General features: G+C 72.4%; 18 protein-coding genes. 6 read left to right on the forward strand and 12 right to left on the reverse strand.

What is annotated here, in order from left to right; translation table 11 throughout:
- Nucleotides 1–5: 5 nt before the first annotated feature.
- Nucleotides 6–1,301, reverse strand: a complete 1,296-nt coding sequence (locus ACIBMZ_RS06565) for a class I SAM-dependent RNA methyltransferase (RefSeq protein ID WP_396691572.1) — start codon at nt 1,299–1,301, stop codon at nt 6–8.
- Entirely contained in the window at nt 1,298–3,373 is a 2,076-nt protein-coding gene (locus tag ACIBMZ_RS06570; RefSeq protein WP_396691573.1) for an APC family permease, read from the reverse strand. The genes ACIBMZ_RS06565 and ACIBMZ_RS06570 overlap by 4 nt, the downstream gene beginning before the upstream one ends.
- A gap of 152 nt (nt 3,374–3,525) precedes the next feature.
- Between ACIBMZ_RS06570 and ACIBMZ_RS06575 the strand changes: the two genes are divergently transcribed.
- The gene (locus ACIBMZ_RS06575) at nt 3,526–4,188 is read left to right on the forward strand and encodes a potassium channel family protein (RefSeq protein WP_396691574.1); all 663 of its coding nucleotides are present in this window, start codon (nt 3,526–3,528) and stop codon (nt 4,186–4,188) included.
- A gap of 1 nt (nt 4,189) precedes the next feature.
- Entirely contained in the window at nt 4,190–4,879 is a 690-nt protein-coding gene (locus ACIBMZ_RS06580; RefSeq protein WP_396691576.1) for a potassium channel family protein, read from the forward strand.
- A gap of 4 nt (nt 4,880–4,883) precedes the next feature.
- Here the strand turns inward: ACIBMZ_RS06580 and ACIBMZ_RS06585 are convergent, their stop codons facing one another.
- The 4 genes from ACIBMZ_RS06585 to dut form a co-directional block, all read right to left on the reverse strand.
- On the reverse strand, nt 4,884–5,564 hold the full coding sequence (locus tag ACIBMZ_RS06585; RefSeq protein ID WP_396691577.1) for a DUF3159 domain-containing protein: 681 nt from the start codon (nt 5,562–5,564) through the stop codon (nt 4,884–4,886).
- Between the two features lie 31 nt (nt 5,565–5,595).
- Nucleotides 5,596–5,976, reverse strand: a complete 381-nt coding sequence (locus tag ACIBMZ_RS06590; RefSeq protein ID WP_396691578.1) for an OB-fold nucleic acid binding domain-containing protein — start codon at nt 5,974–5,976, stop codon at nt 5,596–5,598.
- Between the two features lie 129 nt (nt 5,977–6,105).
- A complete protein-coding gene (locus ACIBMZ_RS06595; protein WP_396691579.1) occupies nt 6,106–6,774 on the reverse strand; it encodes a DUF3710 domain-containing protein in 669 nt (222 codons plus the stop codon).
- Nucleotides 6,771–7,301 carry a dUTP diphosphatase gene (dut, locus tag ACIBMZ_RS06600; RefSeq protein WP_396691580.1) on the reverse strand — a complete coding sequence of 177 codons (531 nt, stop codon included), beginning with the start codon at nt 7,299–7,301 and terminating at the stop codon, nt 6,771–6,773. Before dut ends, ACIBMZ_RS06595 begins: the two co-directional genes overlap by 4 nt.
- 77 nt (nt 7,302–7,378) lie before the next feature.
- Between dut and ACIBMZ_RS06605 the strand changes: the two genes are divergently transcribed.
- The gene (locus ACIBMZ_RS06605; protein WP_396691890.1) at nt 7,379–7,879 is read left to right on the forward strand and encodes a DUF3093 domain-containing protein; all 501 of its coding nucleotides are present in this window, start codon (nt 7,379–7,381) and stop codon (nt 7,877–7,879) included.
- Nucleotides 7,880–7,970: 91 nt separating this feature from the next.
- On the opposite strand, the gene ACIBMZ_RS06610 is transcribed toward ACIBMZ_RS06605, so the two are convergent.
- On the reverse strand, nt 7,971–8,810 hold the full coding sequence (locus tag ACIBMZ_RS06610) for a hypothetical protein (RefSeq protein WP_396691581.1): 840 nt from the start codon (nt 8,808–8,810) through the stop codon (nt 7,971–7,973).
- Between the two features lie 222 nt (nt 8,811–9,032).
- Nucleotides 9,033–9,329 carry a DUF4193 domain-containing protein gene (locus ACIBMZ_RS06615; RefSeq protein ID WP_007075406.1) on the reverse strand — a complete coding sequence of 99 codons (297 nt, stop codon included), beginning with the start codon at nt 9,327–9,329 and terminating at the stop codon, nt 9,033–9,035.
- A 431-nt stretch (nt 9,330–9,760) separates the two neighbouring features.
- Between ACIBMZ_RS06615 and ACIBMZ_RS06620 the strand changes: the two genes are divergently transcribed.
- Nucleotides 9,761–10,276 carry a LytR C-terminal domain-containing protein gene (locus ACIBMZ_RS06620; protein ID WP_396691582.1) on the forward strand — a complete coding sequence of 172 codons (516 nt, stop codon included), beginning with the start codon at nt 9,761–9,763 and terminating at the stop codon, nt 10,274–10,276.
- A gap of 93 nt (nt 10,277–10,369) precedes the next feature.
- Here ACIBMZ_RS06620 and ACIBMZ_RS06625 read toward each other — a convergent pair whose 3' ends face one another.
- The gene (locus ACIBMZ_RS06625; RefSeq protein ID WP_396691584.1) at nt 10,370–11,185 is read right to left on the reverse strand and encodes an inositol monophosphatase family protein; all 816 of its coding nucleotides are present in this window, start codon (nt 11,183–11,185) and stop codon (nt 10,370–10,372) included.
- 287 nt (nt 11,186–11,472) lie between these two features.
- Here ACIBMZ_RS06625 and ACIBMZ_RS06630 point away from each other — a divergent pair, with 287 nt between their 5' ends.
- Complete coding sequence (locus ACIBMZ_RS06630; RefSeq protein ID WP_396691585.1) at nt 11,473–13,077, forward strand: RNA polymerase sigma factor; 1,605 nt, start codon at nt 11,473–11,475, stop codon at nt 13,075–13,077.
- Nucleotides 13,078–13,320: 243 nt separating this feature from the next.
- Nucleotides 13,321–13,554, forward strand: coding sequence for a hypothetical protein (locus ACIBMZ_RS06635; protein WP_117226588.1), 234 nt, complete (start codon nt 13,321–13,323; stop codon nt 13,552–13,554).
- 175 nt (nt 13,555–13,729) lie between these two features.
- Here the strand turns inward: ACIBMZ_RS06635 and ACIBMZ_RS06640 are convergent, their stop codons facing one another.
- The 3 genes from ACIBMZ_RS06640 to ACIBMZ_RS06650 all read right to left on the reverse strand — a co-directional run bounded on the left by ACIBMZ_RS06640 (nt 13,730) and on the right by ACIBMZ_RS06650 (nt 16,665).
- A complete protein-coding gene (locus tag ACIBMZ_RS06640; RefSeq protein ID WP_396691586.1) occupies nt 13,730–15,454 on the reverse strand; it encodes a DEAD/DEAH box helicase in 1,725 nt (574 codons plus the stop codon).
- Between the two features lie 298 nt (nt 15,455–15,752).
- Nucleotides 15,753–16,406, reverse strand: coding sequence for a trimeric intracellular cation channel family protein (locus ACIBMZ_RS06645; protein WP_396691587.1), 654 nt, complete (start codon nt 16,404–16,406; stop codon nt 15,753–15,755).
- A 40-nt stretch (nt 16,407–16,446) separates the two neighbouring features.
- The gene (locus ACIBMZ_RS06650; RefSeq protein WP_131057695.1) at nt 16,447–16,665 is read right to left on the reverse strand and encodes a DUF3039 domain-containing protein; all 219 of its coding nucleotides are present in this window, start codon (nt 16,663–16,665) and stop codon (nt 16,447–16,449) included.
- Between the last annotated feature and the right edge of the window lie 32 nt (nt 16,666–16,697).

Genomic DNA, 16,697 nt, shown 5'->3' on the forward strand with positions numbered 1-16,697 from the left:
GACGGTCAGTCGGCGGCCGGGCCGGGCACCAGCAGTCCCACCAGCTCCACGTGCTGGGTCATGGGAAAGAGGTCGAATCCGCGCAGCTCCGCCAACCGCCAGCCCGCCCCGGTGAAGGCCCGCAGGTCACGGGCGAACGCGGCCGGGTCACAGGCCACGTAGGCGACGGCCCGCGGCCCGGCGGCGACCACGTCGCGCACCACCCGGGCACCGGCGCCCGACCGGGGCGGATCGAGCACCACCACGTCGACCGGTCCGGTGATCCGGCGGCGGGCCAGCGCGGTCTCCACCCGGGCCGCCACCACCTCCACCCGGGGCAGGTCGCGCAGGTTCTCCCGGGCCGCCGCGACGCCGTCGCCGGCCGACTCGACCAGGGTGACCCGGCCGGACCCGCCGACCCGCTCGGCCAGTGCGGCGGCGAAGAGTCCGGCCCCGCCGTAGAGGTCCCAGGCGATCTCGCCCGGCTGCGGGTCGGTCAGTGCCACCACCGCGTCGACGAGCGTGTCCGCCGCCGCCGGGTGCACCTGCCAGAAGGACGAGGCGGGCAGCACCCACTCCCGGCCCGCGGCCCGCTCGCGCACCCGCTCCGGGCCGCTGACGATCCGGGTACGCCCGGCCGCGACGGCGGTCACCGTCACGTCCCCGCCGGTCGAGGCGACCGTCTCCACCGCCTCGTCGTCCGGCCACCGGGTGCCGGTGGAGGTGAGCACCGGCAGGTCCTGCACAGCCGGGTGGGCGATCAGGCAGCGGTCGATCGGCACCACCTCGTGCGAGCGGTGTTTGAGCAGCCCGGCCCGGCCCGCCGCGTCGACCGCGTAGCGGACCCGGGAGCGCCAGCCCAGCGGCCCGCCGGGCAGCGCCTCGACGCGGACGCCCAGCGCGTCGCAGGCTGCCTCGTCGAGCCCGCCGATCCGGACGAGTTGCTCGCGGACGACCGTGGTCTTCCAGTCGAGTTGGGCCTGCGGGGCGACGTGTTGCAGGTCGCACCCGCCGCACCGGCCCGGCCGGGCGTACGGGCAGGGCGGGGTGACCCGCTGCGCGGCGGCCTCCAGCACGGTCACCGCGTCGGCCCGGACGAATCCCCGGTGCACCTCGGTCACCTCGGCCACCACCCGTTCGCCGGGCAACGCGTGCCGGACGAAGACCACCTGCCCGTCGACCCGGGCCACGCAGTGGCCGCCGGGAGCGACCGCCGCCACGGTCAACTCGACCCGCTGGGCCTCCTCCAGCCCGCCCGCGGTCGGCCCGGCAGCGGTGTCGGCCCGACGCTCGGCGGGGGTCCGCGACGTCGTCCCGCTCATCGCGGCTCACCGCCCGGCGTCTCGCCGTCGCGGGACGCCACCGAGCCGGCCGGCGGGGCGCCGGGCGGCAGCGTGCTGCGCGGCGTCACCCGGGGCCCCCTCGCCGGTCCCCGGCTCAGCGTGGCGTCCATCCGGTCCAGGTCCTTGCCGGCGGTCGAGGCGAGTTGCCACGGCACACTGGTCACCATCACTCCCGGTTCGAAGAGCAGGCGGCCCTTGAGCCGCAGCGCGCTCTGGTTGTGCAACAGGTTCTCCCACCAGCGGCCGACGACGTACTCGGGGATGAAGACGGTGACCACGTCGCGCGGCGACTCCCGACGGACCCCCGCCACATAGTTCAGGATCGGGCGGGTGATCTCCCGGTACGGCGAGTCGATCACGGTCAGCGTGATCGGCATCTCCCGCCGCTCCCAGTCCGCCTGCAACTGCCGGGTGTCGGTGTCGTCCACGTTGACGGTCAACGCGGTCAGCGTGTCCGGCCGGGTGGCCTGCGCGTACGCGACCGCCCGCAGGGTCGGCTGGTGCAGCTTGCTGACCAGCACGATCGCGTGGTTGCGGGCGGGCAGTACCGGGCGACCGTCGTCCGGGGTCAGTTCCACCGCGACCCGGTCGTAGTGCCGACGGACGGCCAGCATCAGCAGATAGATCACGCCCATCGCGACGATCGCGATCCAGGCGCCCAGCAGGAACTTGGTGATCAGCACGATGACCAGCACCGTTCCGGTCATCGCCATGCCGAACGTGTTGATCGCCCGGGAACGGACCATCCGGGCTCGCACCCGGGGATCGCGTTCGGTGCGCAGCAGCCGGTTCCAGTGCCGGATCATGCCGGCCTGGGAGAGCGTGAACGAGACGAAGACCCCGACGATGTAGAGCTGGATGAGCTTGGTCACCTCGGCCTGGAAGCCGATGATCAGCACGATCGCGAAGGCGGCCAGGAACAGGATGCCGTTGGAGAAGGCCAGCCGGTCGCCCCGGGTGTGCAGTTGCCGGGGCAGGTAGCGGTCCTGGGCCAGGATCGAGCCGAGCACCGGGAAGCCGGTGAAGGCGGTGTTCGCGGCCACGAAGAGGATCGTGGCGGTCACCCCGACCACCAGGAACCCCAGGATCGAGCCGGATCCGAAGATGGTCTCGGCGAGCTGAGCGGTGACGGTCTTCTGTACGTACCCGTCCGGGCCCGCGACGATCTGGTGGCCCGGGTCCTCGACGAACTGCAACCCGGTGAGCCGGGCCAGCCAGACGATGCCGACCAGCATGGTCACCGCGACCAGGCCGAGCATCAGCAGCGTGGTGGCGGCGTTGCGGCTCTTGGGCGACTTGAACGCCGGCACCCCGTTGGAGATCGCCTCCACGCCGGTGAGCGCGGCGCACCCGGAGGAGAAGCTGCGCAGCAGCAGGAACGCCATCGCCCAGCCGGTGGTGTCGTGCCACTCGGCGGCGATCACCAGGTCGGCGCTGGGTGCGCGCAGGTCCTCGCCGAGCACCACGATCCGGACCAGCCCGGTGAGGATCATGCCGATGATGACGATCATGAAGCCGTAGGTGGGGATGGCGAACGCGCTGCCCGCCTCCTTGAGCCCGCGCAGGTTGACGGAGGTGAGCAGGACCACCGCGCAAACCGCGATCAGCACCTTGTGGGTCGCCACGAAGGGGATCACCGAGCCGAGGTTGGCCACCCCGGAGGAGACCGACACGGCGACCGTCAGCACGTAGTCGACCAGCAGGGCGCTGGCCACCCCCACCCCGGCCCGGGGGCCGAGGTTGACCGTGGCCACCTCGTAGTCGCCGCCGCCCGAGGGGTAGGCGTGCACGTTCTGCCGGTAGCTGGCCACCACGGTCAGCATCACCACGACGACGCCGAGGGCCACCCACGGCGAGAACACGAAGGCCGAGGCCCCCGCGATGGAGAGCATCAGGAGGATCTCGTCCGGCGCGTACGCCACGCTGGACAACGCGTCCGAGGCGAAGACGGGCAGTGCGATGCGCTTCGGTAGGAGGGTGTGCTTGAGGCGGTCGGACCGGAACGGTCGACCGACGAGCAGCCGCTTCAACAGGGAGGTGGATCGGGCCACAACCGCCAAGCGTACGACCGCTGCCAGCCGGGACGCGCGGTGGTCGCCCGCAGCCGCTCCCGAGGCCGGAGTACCGTCGGTCCCCGTCCGCGACGCCGACGTGACAGGCTCACAGGCGACGAGGCGCGGCGGTACGCACCGTGGGAGGAAGCGTGCATATCGTGATCATGGGATGTGGCCGGGTCGGGTCGACCCTGGCGCAGAGCCTCGAAGGCCGCGGGCACTCGGTGGCGGTGATCGACCACGACGCCGAGGCGTTCCGCCGGCTGGGGCCGGACTTCACCGGGATCACGGTCACCGGGGCCGGCTTCGACGGCGACGTGCTGCGCGAGGCCGGGATCGAGCGGGCCGACGCCTTCGCCGCCGTCTCCAGCGGCGACAACTCCAACATCATCTCGGCTCGGCTGGCCCGTGAGACGTTCGGCGTGTCCCGGGTGGCGGCCCGCATCTACGACCAGCGCCGCGCCCAGGTCTTCGAGCGCCTCGGCATCCCCACCGTGGCCACCGTCCGCTGGACCGCCGACCGGATGCTGCGGCACCTGCTGCCCGAGGGCAACGTCGAGATCTTCCGCGATCCGACCAGCACGGTCTCCATCGTCGAGGTGCCGGTGCACGAGGAGTGGATCGGTCGGCCGGTCCGGGCACTGGAGGAGGCCACCGGGGCCCGGGTGGCGTACCTGATCCGCTTCGGCATCGGCACGCTGCCCACCGGGTCCAGCGTGGTGCAGGAGGGCGACCAGGTCTTCATGCTGGTGACCGACGACATGGTGGCCACGGTCACCGCGACAGCGGCGGCACCGGAAAGGGGGCAGTGACATGCGGGTCGCCATCGCCGGCGCCGGCAACGTGGGTCGCTCGATCGCCCAGGAGCTGATCGAGAACGGCCATCAGGTGATGCTCATCGAGCGGCAACGGCGGAAGGTACGGCCGGAGCGGGTGCCGGACGCGCAGTGGGTGCTGGCCGACGCCTGCGAGCTGACCAGCCTGGAGCAGGCCGACCTCGCCGGCTGCGACGTGGTGGTCGCCGCCACCGGCGACGACAAGGCCAATCTGGTGGTCTCGCTGCTGGCCAAGACCGAGTTCGCGGTACCCCGGGTGGTCGCCCGGATCAACCGGGCCGAGAACGAGTGGCTCTTCACCGAGCAGTGGGGCGTGGACGTGGCGGTCAGCAAGCCACGCGTGATGGCCGCTCTGGTCGAGGAGGCGGTGACCGTCGGCGACCTGGTCCGCCTGATGACCTTCCGGCAGGGCGAGGCCAACCTGGTCGAGATCACGCTGCCGCCGACCGCGCCCTACGTCGGGCAGCCGCTGCGGGCGGTGCCGCTGCCCCGGGACGCCGCCCTGGTGGCGATCCTGCGCGGCAAGCGGGTCCTGGTGCCCACCCCCGACGACCCGGTCGAGGCCGGCGACGAGCTGATCTTCGTGTGCACCGCCGAGATGGAGGACGCGGTACGCGCGGTGGTCCTCGGCCCGGACAGCGTCGAGCGCACCCGCGAGTCGCGCTGAGCCGTCAGCTCGGCAGCGGTGTCGGCTCGGACTCCCGCATGACCCGGCGGACGGTCCAGACCGTGATCAGCAACAGCAGCACGTACGGCGGGTAGCCCAGCGCGAGCCGGGCCACGCCCAGCGCGGTGTCCTGCTGCGCGAGGTAGAGCCCGGCCTGCACGCCGACCTTGGCCAGCCAGACCACGCCCCACAGCACGGTCAGGCCGGTGAAGGTCCGCACCAGCTTCGGGTCGTTCCGCCACTCGGAGCTGCCCTTGGCCACCAGCACCGACCAGAGCCAGCCGACCAGGGGCTGCCGGATCACCGCCGAGACCAGCAACGCCACGCCGTAGCCGATGCCGTAGAGGATGCCGGGCAGATAGAAGTCGCGGGCCTCGCCGGTCCGCCAGGCGATGGCGGCACCGATGCCGATGCCGAACAACCCGTTGACCGCGTGCCGCACCGGCCGACGCTGGGCCAGCCGCAGCACGCCGATGAGGACCGCCACACCCACCGACGCGATCACCGCGGGGCGCAGCTCGCCGAGGATGTTGACCACCACGAAGACCACCACCGGGATGCTGGACTCCACCAGCCCCCGCCAGCCGCCGAGCTGGTCGGCCATCTGCTCGGCGACGGTCGGCAGCCGCTCCTCGTCGGTCGGCTCGGTCTCCGGCTGGGTGGCCGGGTGCTGTCCGGTGGTCATCGCCCGCCTTTCATCCGCCGCGCCCGCGTAGTCACGTCGACGGCTCCAACTCGTAGTACGGGTTGTAGATCACCTTACGGTCGTCCCGCACCGCGATCCGCCCCTTCGCGGTCAGGTGTCGCCCGGGTTCGATGCCGGTGATGCGCCGTCGCCCCAGCCAGACCAGCGTCACGACGTCACTGCCGTCGTAGAGGTCGGCCTCCAGCGCCGGCTGGTTGGTGCGCGGCGTGTAGACCACCGTACGCAGACGGCCGGTGACCGAGGCCACCTGGCCCCGGGCACACTGTGCCGCCGGGACACCGCCGCACCGGGCGCTGTCCCGCTGCAACTGCTGGGCCTCGATCTCGGCCTCGCTGGCGGTGAGCCGTCGCAGCATGCGCCGCAGCGAACCCCGACCCTCGCCGGTGCTCATGACCTCCGCGTCACCCCATCCACGCCGGCCGGGACGTCGCCGGCACCCGCCGCGATCCGGCGGCGCCGGAACGGCTCACGCCAGCGTACGCCGGTGTGGGCCGTCCCGGCGTCTTCGACGGAGCCGGGTTCAGCGCGTACCGGGTGCCGGTGCCGTCTCGGCCTCGGCCTCGACCTGGCCGGCCGCCTCGCGGGGCAGACGCAGCGGCAGCGGCTCCCGCACCGGCTTGGCCTCCTGTCCCCGGTCGACGACCAGTCCGTCGAGGCAGTCGGCCAGCGGACCGGCGGCGGCCGGGTCGGTGGCCGCGGCGCCCTGGTACACCGCCCGGACCATCCACCGGGGCCCGTCGACGCCGACGAACCGCAGGTCCGTCAGCCCGTCGTCGGTACGCACCCGGGCGTGCAGCTCGACGCCGTACTCGCCGGTGACCTCCTGGGCGGCGGCGCCGTCGTTGAACAACGACTTGCGGATCTCCTCCCGCACCTCGTCCCAGATGCCCTCGGAGCGCGGCGCGGCGAAGACGCCGAGTTGCAGGGCGCTCGGCCCGTGCACGAGCACGACCTGCTGGATCACCCCCTGCGGGTCGGCCTGCACCCGCACCTCCACCTCGGGCACCGCCGGGATCTGCAGGCTGCCCAGGTCGAGTCGCTGCACCCCGTCCGGCGCCTCGGAGACGTCGTACGGCCCACGCGCCGGCGCCTCCGACGCCGAACCGGCGTCGTCGACGGTCTGGAGCGCGTCCGTGGCTCGCTCGTCACGGGCGTGCCGTCCCGCGGCCCGCTTTCGGGAGAAGATCACTGCGTCCACCCTCCGCTGTTCGCACTCACCGTGCCATCTCTTCCGTCCACGCCGTCCGTGGGCGGCGGCGGCACCAGCCCGACGTGTCCGCCGGTGGAGCCGTGCCCGCCGGTCCCGCGTCCGGACGCGGGCAGCTCGGCCACCGGCCGGAAGGCCGCCCGTGCCACCCGCTGCACAACGAGTTGCGCGATCCGGTCGCCCCGCGAGATCTTCACCGGTGCGTCCCGATCATGGTTGATCAGGTTGACCAGGATCTCACCCCGGTAGCCGGCGTCGACCGTACCGGGCGCGTTGAGCACCGTCACGCCGAGTCTGGCCGCGAGCCCCGATCGGGGGTGGACCAGGCCCACGTACCCCTCGGGCAACGCGATCGCCACGCCGGTCGGCACCAACGCCCGGCCGCCGGGCGGCAACTCGACGTCGGCGGCGGCCACCAGGTCGGCACCGGCGTCACCGGGATGCGAGTACGCCGGCAGCGGCAGCTCGGGGTCGAGTTGCCGTACCGGCACGGGCACCAGGTCGGTCACGGTCTACCTCTTTCGTCCGTTCCGCTGGGGGTGACCCTGCCATCCTGCCCGCTACCCGGCCCGCCGCGCGCCGTACCCTGGCACGAGTGAGCACGTCACCGTCCCCCGCCACCACCGGCACCACCCCGACGTACGCCGAACGGCTCCGTCTGCCCTGGTGGTTGTGGCCGGCCGGGATCGCGGTCGCCGCGCTGCTCGCGGTCGAGGTCTGGATGGGCGCGGACGGCGTACGCGCCTGGCTGCCGTTCGCGGTGTTCGTCCCGCTCGCGCTGGCGACCATGGCGTGGCTGGGCCGGATCCGCATCGCGGTGACCGGCGGGGAGTTGCAGGTCGACGACGCCCGGCTGCCGGTGCGCTTCGTCGCCGACGCCGTCGCGCTGGACGCCGACGGGCGGCGTGAGGTGCTCGGGGTGGCCGCCGACCCGCTGGCGTTCGTGGTGCAGCGGCCGTGGGTATCCGGCGCGGTCCAGGTGGTCCTCGACGACCCGGACGACCCCACCCCGTTCTGGGTGGTCAGTTCCCGGCGCCCGGTCGAGCTCGCCGAGGCGATCCTGGCCGCCCGGGACGCGACACGCTGACTCCCACCCCTTCCCGGGCACCCTCGGGCCTCCTCGGCGCTCTCAGGGCCGTTGCCGACGCTGTCCCGGGGCTCAGCCGCCGGAAGGTCGGTCAGGAAGCGGGCAGCACAGGCGGCCCACCGGGCATCGGTGGGCCGGGTGGCCCGCCGGGCAACGCCCGCCGTTGCCGACGCAGATCGGCGCGGAGCTCGTCGGCCAGCGCCCGGGTGGCGCGCCGGTTCAGGAAGCTCGCCACCGCCGCGCCGGTCAGGAACGGCCCCAGCGTGGTCAGGTTGCGGCCGAACCGCTTGAGCAGGGTGTCCCGCAGCTCGTGGCGGGCGGCGGTGCCGAGCACGGCGCCCACTCCCACGCCCGGCATCATCGGGTTGACGCCGCGCCGGTTTGCCCACGCCTGCACCAGGGCGACCGTGCGCTGGGTGCCTCCGCCGGGCAGCGGCGCGCCGTAGATCTCGTGCAGCTCGCCGGTCAGCTTCAGCTCGATCGCCACCACGGTGACCGTCTCGGCGGCCAGCAGCACCGGGGCGGACAGCAGGCTCGGGGTGACCGTCCACTGCACGGCGGAGGCGCCGCCACCGGCCGCGCCGATCCCGGCGGTCGCCCGGGACGCGTTGCGCACCAGCCGGTCGGCCAACTGCTCGTCGTCCAAGCCCGGGAAGTGCCGGCGCAGGGTGGCCAGGTCCCGGATCGGTACGTGCGGGGCGACCTCGGCGACGGTGTCGACCATCCAGCGGACGGCCGCCTTCGGCTTGAACAGGTCACCGATGCCCCGGGCCCGGGCCTGCCCCACCAGACGCCCGAGCAGTTGGCGGCGCGTCGCCGGCTCGACGTCGTCGGCGGTCAGCGCGACCACCGTCGCGCCCAGCTCGTCCGTGCCCTGCTCGTTCGCGTCCCGCCCGCTCGCGTTCGGCTCGTTCGCGTTCGGCTCGCTCATGCCGCCACTCCGCTGCCCTCCGTGCCGCCACGCGGCGCCGCGGCACCGGGCCGATGCCTCGACCGCCGCCGCGCGCCCATGCCTGTCCTCCCCCGGCTGACGGCCACCGCGTGGCGCGTCACCCCACGAGTGAATCAGGTCTCGGGCGTCACCGCTCGTCGAGCCGGGTAGCGGCGGCTCCATGCCGGAGCCGCCGCTGTGGTGGTGGTGTCGGGCCGTCGGTCAGACACACTCACGGCAGATCAACTCGCCGTTGCGCTCGACTGCCAGTTGGCTGCGGTGGTGCACCAGGAAACACCGGGCACAGCGGAACTCGTCCTGCTGCATCGGTAGCACCTTGACCGTGAGCTCCTCGTCGGCGAGGTCGGCGCCGGGCAGCTCGAAGCTCTCCGCCACCTCCGCCTCGTCGACGTCCACGGCACCCGACTGTGAGTCGACGCGCCGGGCCTTGAGCTCTTCGAGGCTGTCCTCGCCGAGGTCGACCTCGTCGCGGCGCGGGGCGTCGTAGTCGGTGGCCATCGGTTTCACTCTCCCATTTCGATGTTGTCGCTTCCGGTTGTAACGCCGGACGACGCTGTTTCGGTTCCGCTGGCCGGCCACCGCAAGTGTCGGCCACCCGACCCGACGTCTGTGTGGGCCAGACCGCCAGAGGATCTCCCCGACGAGCGCGGAACCTACCCCCCCTTGGGCGAGGCATGTATACCGCCCTCGTGGCTGAGATGTACGCCCCTGCACGGGAAGTTGTTCCCAATGTGACTCAGGCGACACGAAGATAGGGGTAGTAGTACCCCGTTCCAGGGTGGCGCGCCGGTATGTCGGACTGTTTCCACGCCACGGTCGGACAACCGTTAACCTCAGCGGCGTACCCGGCGGCCGGCGGGACGGCCCGCACGCCGACGGCCGCTGCCACCCATCCATCGCCCGGGAGCGCCCTGATGAGCTTTGCGCGAGTGCGAGCACTCGTTGTCGTCGGCATGTTGGCGGTGGTCGCCCTGGTCTTCGTGGTCGTCGCCCTCGTCAAGGACACCCAGAGTAACGCGGGCTCCGCCCAGGGCTGCCCGGAGGACTGGCCGCGTGCCGACGTGACATTGCGCGAGCGCAAGGACGTCAAGATCAGAGTGCTGAACGCCACCGACCGACCCGGGTTGGCCGGCAGCGTGGGCGACGAGTTCCGCAACCGCGACTTCCAGGTCCAGAAGGAAGGCAACCAGAAGAAGCAGGTCGACGACGTGGCGGTGCTGCGGTACGGCCCGAAGGGCGTCGGCTCGGCCCACCTGCTGCGGGCGTACTTCCTGAACAGCGCCGAGTACGAGTACGACGCCAAGCGCGAGGACGACGTGGTCGAGGTGGTCCTCGGCAACGGCTTCCGGCAGTTGGCGACCACCACCGAGGTCAACCAGTCCCTCGGCGACCTCGGTTCGCCGGTGGCCCCGCCGGGCACCTGTCCCCTGCCGGTCGAGGACTGACCGACGGATCGGTCCGACCGGGTGGACCGGACGAGCCGGGCGGGTCGATCTGATCGGCCGAGCGGCCCGACCACGGGTCACCCGGCCGGACAATCAGGGGCCGCCCGAGGCGTCCAGCGCGGCCAGCCGGTCGTGCAGGGGCGCGAACAGGTCCGGCGGCGCGGCGATGACCATGTCCGGCCCGGGGCCCTGCCCGTCGATCCCGCCGATCCGCAGCCCGGCCTCGGTGGCGACCAGCCCACCGGCGGCCCGGTCCCAGTCCGCCAGGCCCTTCTCGTAGAACGCGTCGGCCCGCCCCTCGGCGACCAGGCAGAGGTCGACGGCGGCGGCACCGAGTCGACGGATGTCCCGGACGTGCGCGATCAGCTCGGTCACCACCCGGGCCTGGTGGGCACGGCGGGCCGGGTCGTAGCCGAATCCGGTGATCACCAGCGTCTGCCCGAGCTCGGTCTCGGCGGAGCCGCGCAGTCGCCGGCCGTCCCGCCAGGCACCGCCACCGGCCGTCGCGGTCCACTCCTCGCCGGTGTGGATGTTGCGCACCACACCGGCCACGACCTCGCCGTCCACCTCGGCGGCGATCGACACCGCGCAGTGCGCCAGCCCGTACAGGTAGTTGACCGTGCCGTCGATCGGATCCACGATCCACCGCACCCTGGCGGTCGGAGCGCGCTCCGTGGCGCCGTACTCCTCGCCCAGCACGGCGTCGTCCGGCCGCCGCCGACGCAGCGCCTCGATGATCTGGCGCTCCACCGCCCGGTCGGCCGCGGTCACCACGTCGGTGGCGGTGCTCTTGGTGGCCGCCACGGAGACCCCCTCGACCCGCATCCGGTACGCGGTGGCCGCCGCCTCCCGTGCCACGTCGATCGCGATCTCCAACAACTGCCCTGGCTGGGGCGCCGAGCGGTCCATCGTCCGTCCCCTTCCCGCACGACCGGGTTTCCGAGTCCTGCGCGGGTATCATCCTTACAAAGTCCAGAAGTGCACCGAATCGGCGGTCTCGACCGCCGGTCAGCCGTGCGGCGCAGGATGATCGCCGCAGACGGCGTTACAATTCACCCCTGCCCACCGCCACGGGCGACCGGACGACCGGTCGGCCGGGGACACGGGGGTTCCTCAACCACATCGCCCGGCGTGGTGCCCCACGCTGCGCCGGACGATCCCGGCCGTGCTCGCTCTTCGCCTCCGGAAGGTCATTCGTGACAGAACCCCGCCAGACCGGCGCCGACGTTCGCTCGCTCACCGACACCCTGATCGCCCACGCGCAGAGCGCCGGCGGCCAGCTCACGTCGGCCCAGCTCGCGCGCACCGTCGAGTCCGCCGAGGTGACTCCGGCCCAGGCCAAGAAGATCCTGCGGGCGCTCTCCGAGGCCGGGGTGACCGTGGTGGTCGACGGTTCGGCCAGCACCCGCCGCCGGGTCGCCGCCGCCCGTTCCGCCACTCCCGCCTCCCGGGCCACCACCGCCAAGACCACCAAGAAGGCGGCGGCGCCCGCTCCGAAGCAGGCCGCCGCGGCCGACGAGGCACCGGCACCGGCGCCCCGCAAGGCGACCGCGCGCAAGGCCGCCGGCACCACCGCCGACGTGGCCAAGGCCGTCGCGCCGGCCAAGAAGTCCACCCGGGCCACCAAGGCGACGGTGGCCGCCGCCACCGGTGCCAAGCCGGCCAAGGCCGGTGGCAAGGCCAAGGGCGAGGGCGCCGAGGGTGAGGTCGACCCCGAGGAACTCGCCGCCGAGATCGAGGACGTGGTGGTCGAGGAGCCGGCCGAGCTGACCCAGGCCGCCGAGGCCGACGCGGCGAGTTCGGCCACCGACAACGACTTCGAGTGGGACGACGAGGAGTCCGAGGCGCTCAAGCAGGCGCGCCGGGACGCCGAGCTGACCGCGTCGGCCGACTCCGTCCGGGCGTACCTCAAGCAGATCGGCAAGGTGCCGCTGCTCAACGCCGAGCAGGAGGTGGAGCTGGCCAAGCGGATCGAGGCCGGGCTCTACGCCGCCGAGCGGCTGCGCGCGGCCGACGAGGGCGAGGAGAAGCTCGTCCGCGAGATGCAGCGCGACCTGCTCTGGATCTCCCGCGACGGCGAGCGTGCCAAGAACCACCTGCTGGAGGCGAACCTCCGCCTGGTCGTCTCGCTCGCCAAGCGGTACACCGGCCGCGGCATGGCCTTCCTCGACCTCATCCAGGAAGGCAACCTCGGCCTCATCCGCGCCGTCGAGAAGTTCGACTACACCAAGGGCTACAAGTTCTCCACCTACGCCACCTGGTGGATCCGCCAGGCCATCACCCGCGCCATGGCCGACCAGGCCCGCACCATCCGCATCCCGGTACACATGGTCGAAGTGATCAACAAGTTGGGCCGGATCCAGCGCGAGCTGCTCCAGGACCTGGGCCGTGAGCCCACTCCGGAGGAGCTGGCCAAGGAGATGGACATCACACCGGAGAAGGTGCTGGAGATCCAGCAGTACGCCCGGGAGCCGATCTCGCTCGACCAGACCATCGGTGACGAGGGCGACAGCCAGCTCGGTGACTTCATCGAGGACTCGGAGGCGGTCGTCGCGGTCGACGCGGTGTCCTTCTCGCTGCTGCAGGACCAGCTCCAGCAGGTGCTCCAGACGCTGTCCGAGCGGGAGGCGGGCGTGGTCCGCCTGCGCTTCGGCCTGACCGACGGCCAGCCTCGCACGCTGGACGAGATCGGGCAGGTCTACGGGGTGACCCGGGAGCGGATCCGGCAGATCGAGTCCAAGACGATGTCCAAGCTGCGACACCCGTCGCGTTCCCAGGTACTCCGGGATTATCTCGACTGATCAGCTCGCGTCAACTGATCGTGTCGTTTTGACCACCAGGCGTCAACGCCGGATGGTGATCAGGTGGTTGCACGAATGTGATCGTTGACGTGGCACCCTGGGTGCACGGCACACTGTCGGTGCCAGGTGTGACCTCGGTCCCCCGCGGGCACACAGGGAAGGCGAGGCCCTACAAGGGTGTTGCACGATAGGTGACCAAGACCGAAGAGAGTGTTCATCGGTGACGACCAGAGGAGGAAGGCGATGACCCCGACCCTCACGCCGCCGCCCGAGACGGTGAGCCCCCCGGCCGCCGATGAACGGTGCGACCGCTGCAATGCCGCCGGCAAGCTCCGGATCACCCTCTCGGGTGGCAGTGAGCTGGTGTTCTGTGGGCACCACGCCAACAAGTACGCGGAGGATCTCGTGAAGATCACCGTACGGTTCGCGACGGACCCGGAGTTCACTTGGCGCGGCGCCGACCTGATGGCGAACTAGAACCCACGAGACACACCGCCGGCCGGAGGCCCCACACGGGCCTCCGGCCGGCTCCGTCTACCCCCACCCCCCCACCCCGCCTGACGCGGGTGATCAAGAGATTTGGGCCACGATCGCCGACTCGCCCCGACGCAAACTCCTTGATCACCCGACGGGGAGGGGGTGGGGGGTGGGGTTAGAGGGTCTGGACGGTGGCTATGCGCTCTTCGAGCTGTTCGATGGTGGCCTGGGCGCTGGGCGGGCCACCGCAGAGGCGACGGAGCTCGGCGTGGATCTTCCCGTGCGGTTGGCCGGTGCGGTGGTGCTGGGCGGCCACCAGAGCGTTGAGCTGGCGGCGTAGCGCGACTCGGCGTTGGGCGGCGTTCATCGGCGCCGGCGCGGGCGGGGCCGCCGGTTCGGCCGACCGCTCGGTGGCACGGCGCTTACGGGCCGCCAGTTGCTCGGACTGCCGCTTGGACAGCAGCTCCGCCACCTGCGCCGAGGTCAGCAGCCCGGGCAGGCCCAGGTACTCCTCCTCCTCGGGGGTGCCGGCCTGGGCGGCGGTGCCGAACGAGGCGCCGTCGAAGATCACCTGGTCCAGTTCGGCGGTGGCGGACAGCGCGGCGAACCGCTTCTCCAGCTCGCCGCTGGCCTGGTCGTCGCGCTGAGCCCGCTCCAGCAGGTCGTCGTCGAAGCCCTCGCGGTCCTTCGGCTTGCCGAGCACGTGGTCCCGCTCGGCCTCCATCTCGCTGGCCAGCCCGAGCAGGTGCGGGACGCTGGGCAGGAACACCGAGGCGGTCTCCCCCGGGCGGCGGGCCCGGACGAACCGCCCGATCGCCTGCGCGAAGTACAGCGGGGTGCTGGCACTGGTCGCGTAGACACCGACGGCCAGCCGGGGGATGTCGACCCCTTCGGAGACCATCCGCACCGCGACCAGCCACCGTTGCTCGGACGCCGCGAACGTCGCGATCCGGGCCGAAGCGCCCACGTCGTCGGAGAGGACGACAGCCGCCTTCTCCCCGGTGACCTGCTCGATGAGCTTGGCGTACGAGCGGGCGGACTGCTGGTCGGTGGCGATCACCAGACCGGCCGCGTCGGGCATGCCCGCCTCGCGCAGCACGGTCAGTCGGGCGTCGGCGGCCCGCAGCACCTGCGGCATCCAGTCGCCGGCCGGGTCCAGGGCGGTACGCCAGGCCTGGGCGATCAGATCCTGGGTCATCGGCTCGCCCAGCCGCGCCGACAGCTCCTCCCCGGCGTTGGTGCGCCACCGGGTCTCCCCGGAGTACGCCAGGAACAGCACCGGCCGCACCACGCCGTCGCGCAGGGCGTCGCTGTAGCCGTACACGGAGTCGGCCCGGGACCGCAGCAGCCCGTCCCCGCCCCGCTCGTACTCGACGAACGGGATCGGGTTGTCGTCGGAGCGGAACGGCGTACCGGTCAGCATCAGCCGGCGTACGGCCGGCTCGAAGGCGGCCTTCACCCCGTCGCCCCAGGTGCGGGAGTCGCCCGCGTGGTGGATCTCGTCGAGGATGACCAGGGTGCGCCGGGTCATGGTGCGCCGCCGGTGCACGTGCGGCGCCATGCCGACCTGCGCGTAGGTGATCACCGCGCCGTGGAAGTCCGCCGACGAGTGCAGGTCGGCGTTGCGGAACGCGGCGTCGAGCTGGATGCCGACCCGGGCCGCCGCAGTCGCCCACTGGGTCTTCAGGTGCTCGGTCGGCGCCACCACGGTCACCGCCTCGACGGTGCCGTCTGCGAGCAGTTCGGCGGCGATCCGCAGGGCGAAGGTGGTCTTCCCGGCGCCAGGGGTGGCGACCGCGGTGAAGTCCTCGCTGCGTCGGCGCAGGTACTCCACCATCGCCTTGCGTTGCCAGGCCCGTAGGGGCGGGAACGTCTCGAGCGCCGGCGTCCGGGGTGCCACGGCTCGCTCCTCTCCGACGCAGTGTCCCGACCGCAGGCCGGCGGACCCGGGCCGGGGGCGCGGTAGTCGCCCCACGAAAACGCCTCCGCGCAGAACAAGCCGCGAAGGCCGACTCAGCATAACCAGGACCGGCGACCGGCCCCACGCGACGCCACACCGGGCGTCCGGTGCCCTTCGCCACTGCCCGACCGCAACGACCACAGCGCCAGGTCACCGCGCCGCGTCGGCCACCGCACCGGGTCCGCGACGTGACGCCGCGTCCACCGGGTGGTGACGGCCGCAGCGGCGACGGTCACGGTCACTCCGGCGGCGGTCCGGACGCCTCCGTGCGGGGCTGACGCAGCGTCGCCACCGGCGCCGACCAGCGTCGCCGCAGCGCCACCAGGCGTACGCCGAAGACCAGCACCGCCGCAGCGGTGAGCGGGGCCGGGCCGGTGCGGTCGAGGGCGAACAGGACCGCGACCACGATCGCGCCGACCAGCGCCGCGAGCGCGTAGATCTCCCGCCGCAGCACCACCGGGATCTCGCCGGTGAGCAGGTCGCGGACCAGGCCGCCGCCGATCGCGGTGAGCATGCCGATCAGGCAGGCGCCGACGGCCGGCACCTGGGCTTCGAGGGCCTTGAGGGTGCCGACGACGGTGAACAGGCCGAGCCCGGCCGCGTCCAGCACCAGGACGGTGGTCCGCAGCCGGGCGAACTGCGGGTGTAGCCAGAAGATCGCTCCGGCGGTCAGCGCGGCCGTGGTCGCGTACCGCCAGTCGCCGAAGGCCAGCGGCGGGGCCTCGTTGATGACCAGGTCACGGAAGATCCCGCCACCGAGGGCCGCGACGAAACCGACGAAGACCACGCCGAACAGGTCGAGGCGCTTGGCGACCGCCGCGGAGGCTCCCGAGGCGGCGAAGACCGCGACCCCGGCCAGGTCGGCCAGGAGCAGGGCGGTGGAGGTGGTCACCGCCGCAGGCTACGCGGGCGTACGGGCGGTCGGCCCGGGGTCACTCGCGGTACGAGTCGTAGATCTCTTTGCACTTGGGGCAGACCGGCGAACCCTTTTTGGGGGTCTTCGTCACCGGGAAGGTCTCTCCGCACAGTGCCACGACGAAGGTGCCCATGACGGCACTCTCGGCGATCTTTTCCTTCCGGACGTAGTGGAACATCTCCGGGCCGGTGTCGGCGTCCTTCAGCTCCGGACGCTCCAGGACCTCTGTGCTCACGTCTGCACCTCCAACCGACAAGTCTGGCAGGT

Origin of the sequence: Micromonospora sp. NPDC049900 (assembly GCF_044461025.1) — a bacterium.
GTDB lineage: Bacteria > Actinomycetota > Actinomycetes > Mycobacteriales > Micromonosporaceae > Micromonospora.

Coding starts and splice junctions, on each gene's coding strand:
- ACIBMZ_RS06625 (WP_396691584.1), bottom strand. CDS start 11,185: ATGGACCGCTCGGCGCCCCAGCCAGGGCAGTTGTTGGAGATCGCGATC.
- ACIBMZ_RS06635 (WP_117226588.1), top strand. CDS start 13,321: ATGACCCCGACCCTCACGCCGCCGCCCGAGACGGTGAGCCCCCCGGCC.
- ACIBMZ_RS06565 (WP_396691572.1), bottom strand. CDS start 1,301: ATGAGCGGGACGACGTCGCGGACCCCCGCCGAGCGTCGGGCCGACACC.
- ACIBMZ_RS06610 (WP_396691581.1), bottom strand. CDS start 8,810: ATGAGCGAGCCGAACGCGAACGAGCCGAACGCGAGCGGGCGGGACGCG.
- ACIBMZ_RS06615 (WP_007075406.1), bottom strand. CDS start 9,329: ATGGCCACCGACTACGACGCCCCGCGCCGCGACGAGGTCGACCTCGGC.
- ACIBMZ_RS06580 (WP_396691576.1), top strand. CDS start 4,190: ATGCGGGTCGCCATCGCCGGCGCCGGCAACGTGGGTCGCTCGATCGCC.
- ACIBMZ_RS06585 (WP_396691577.1), bottom strand. CDS start 5,564: ATGACCACCGGACAGCACCCGGCCACCCAGCCGGAGACCGAGCCGACC.
- ACIBMZ_RS06590 (WP_396691578.1), bottom strand. CDS start 5,976: ATGAGCACCGGCGAGGGTCGGGGTTCGCTGCGGCGCATGCTGCGACGG.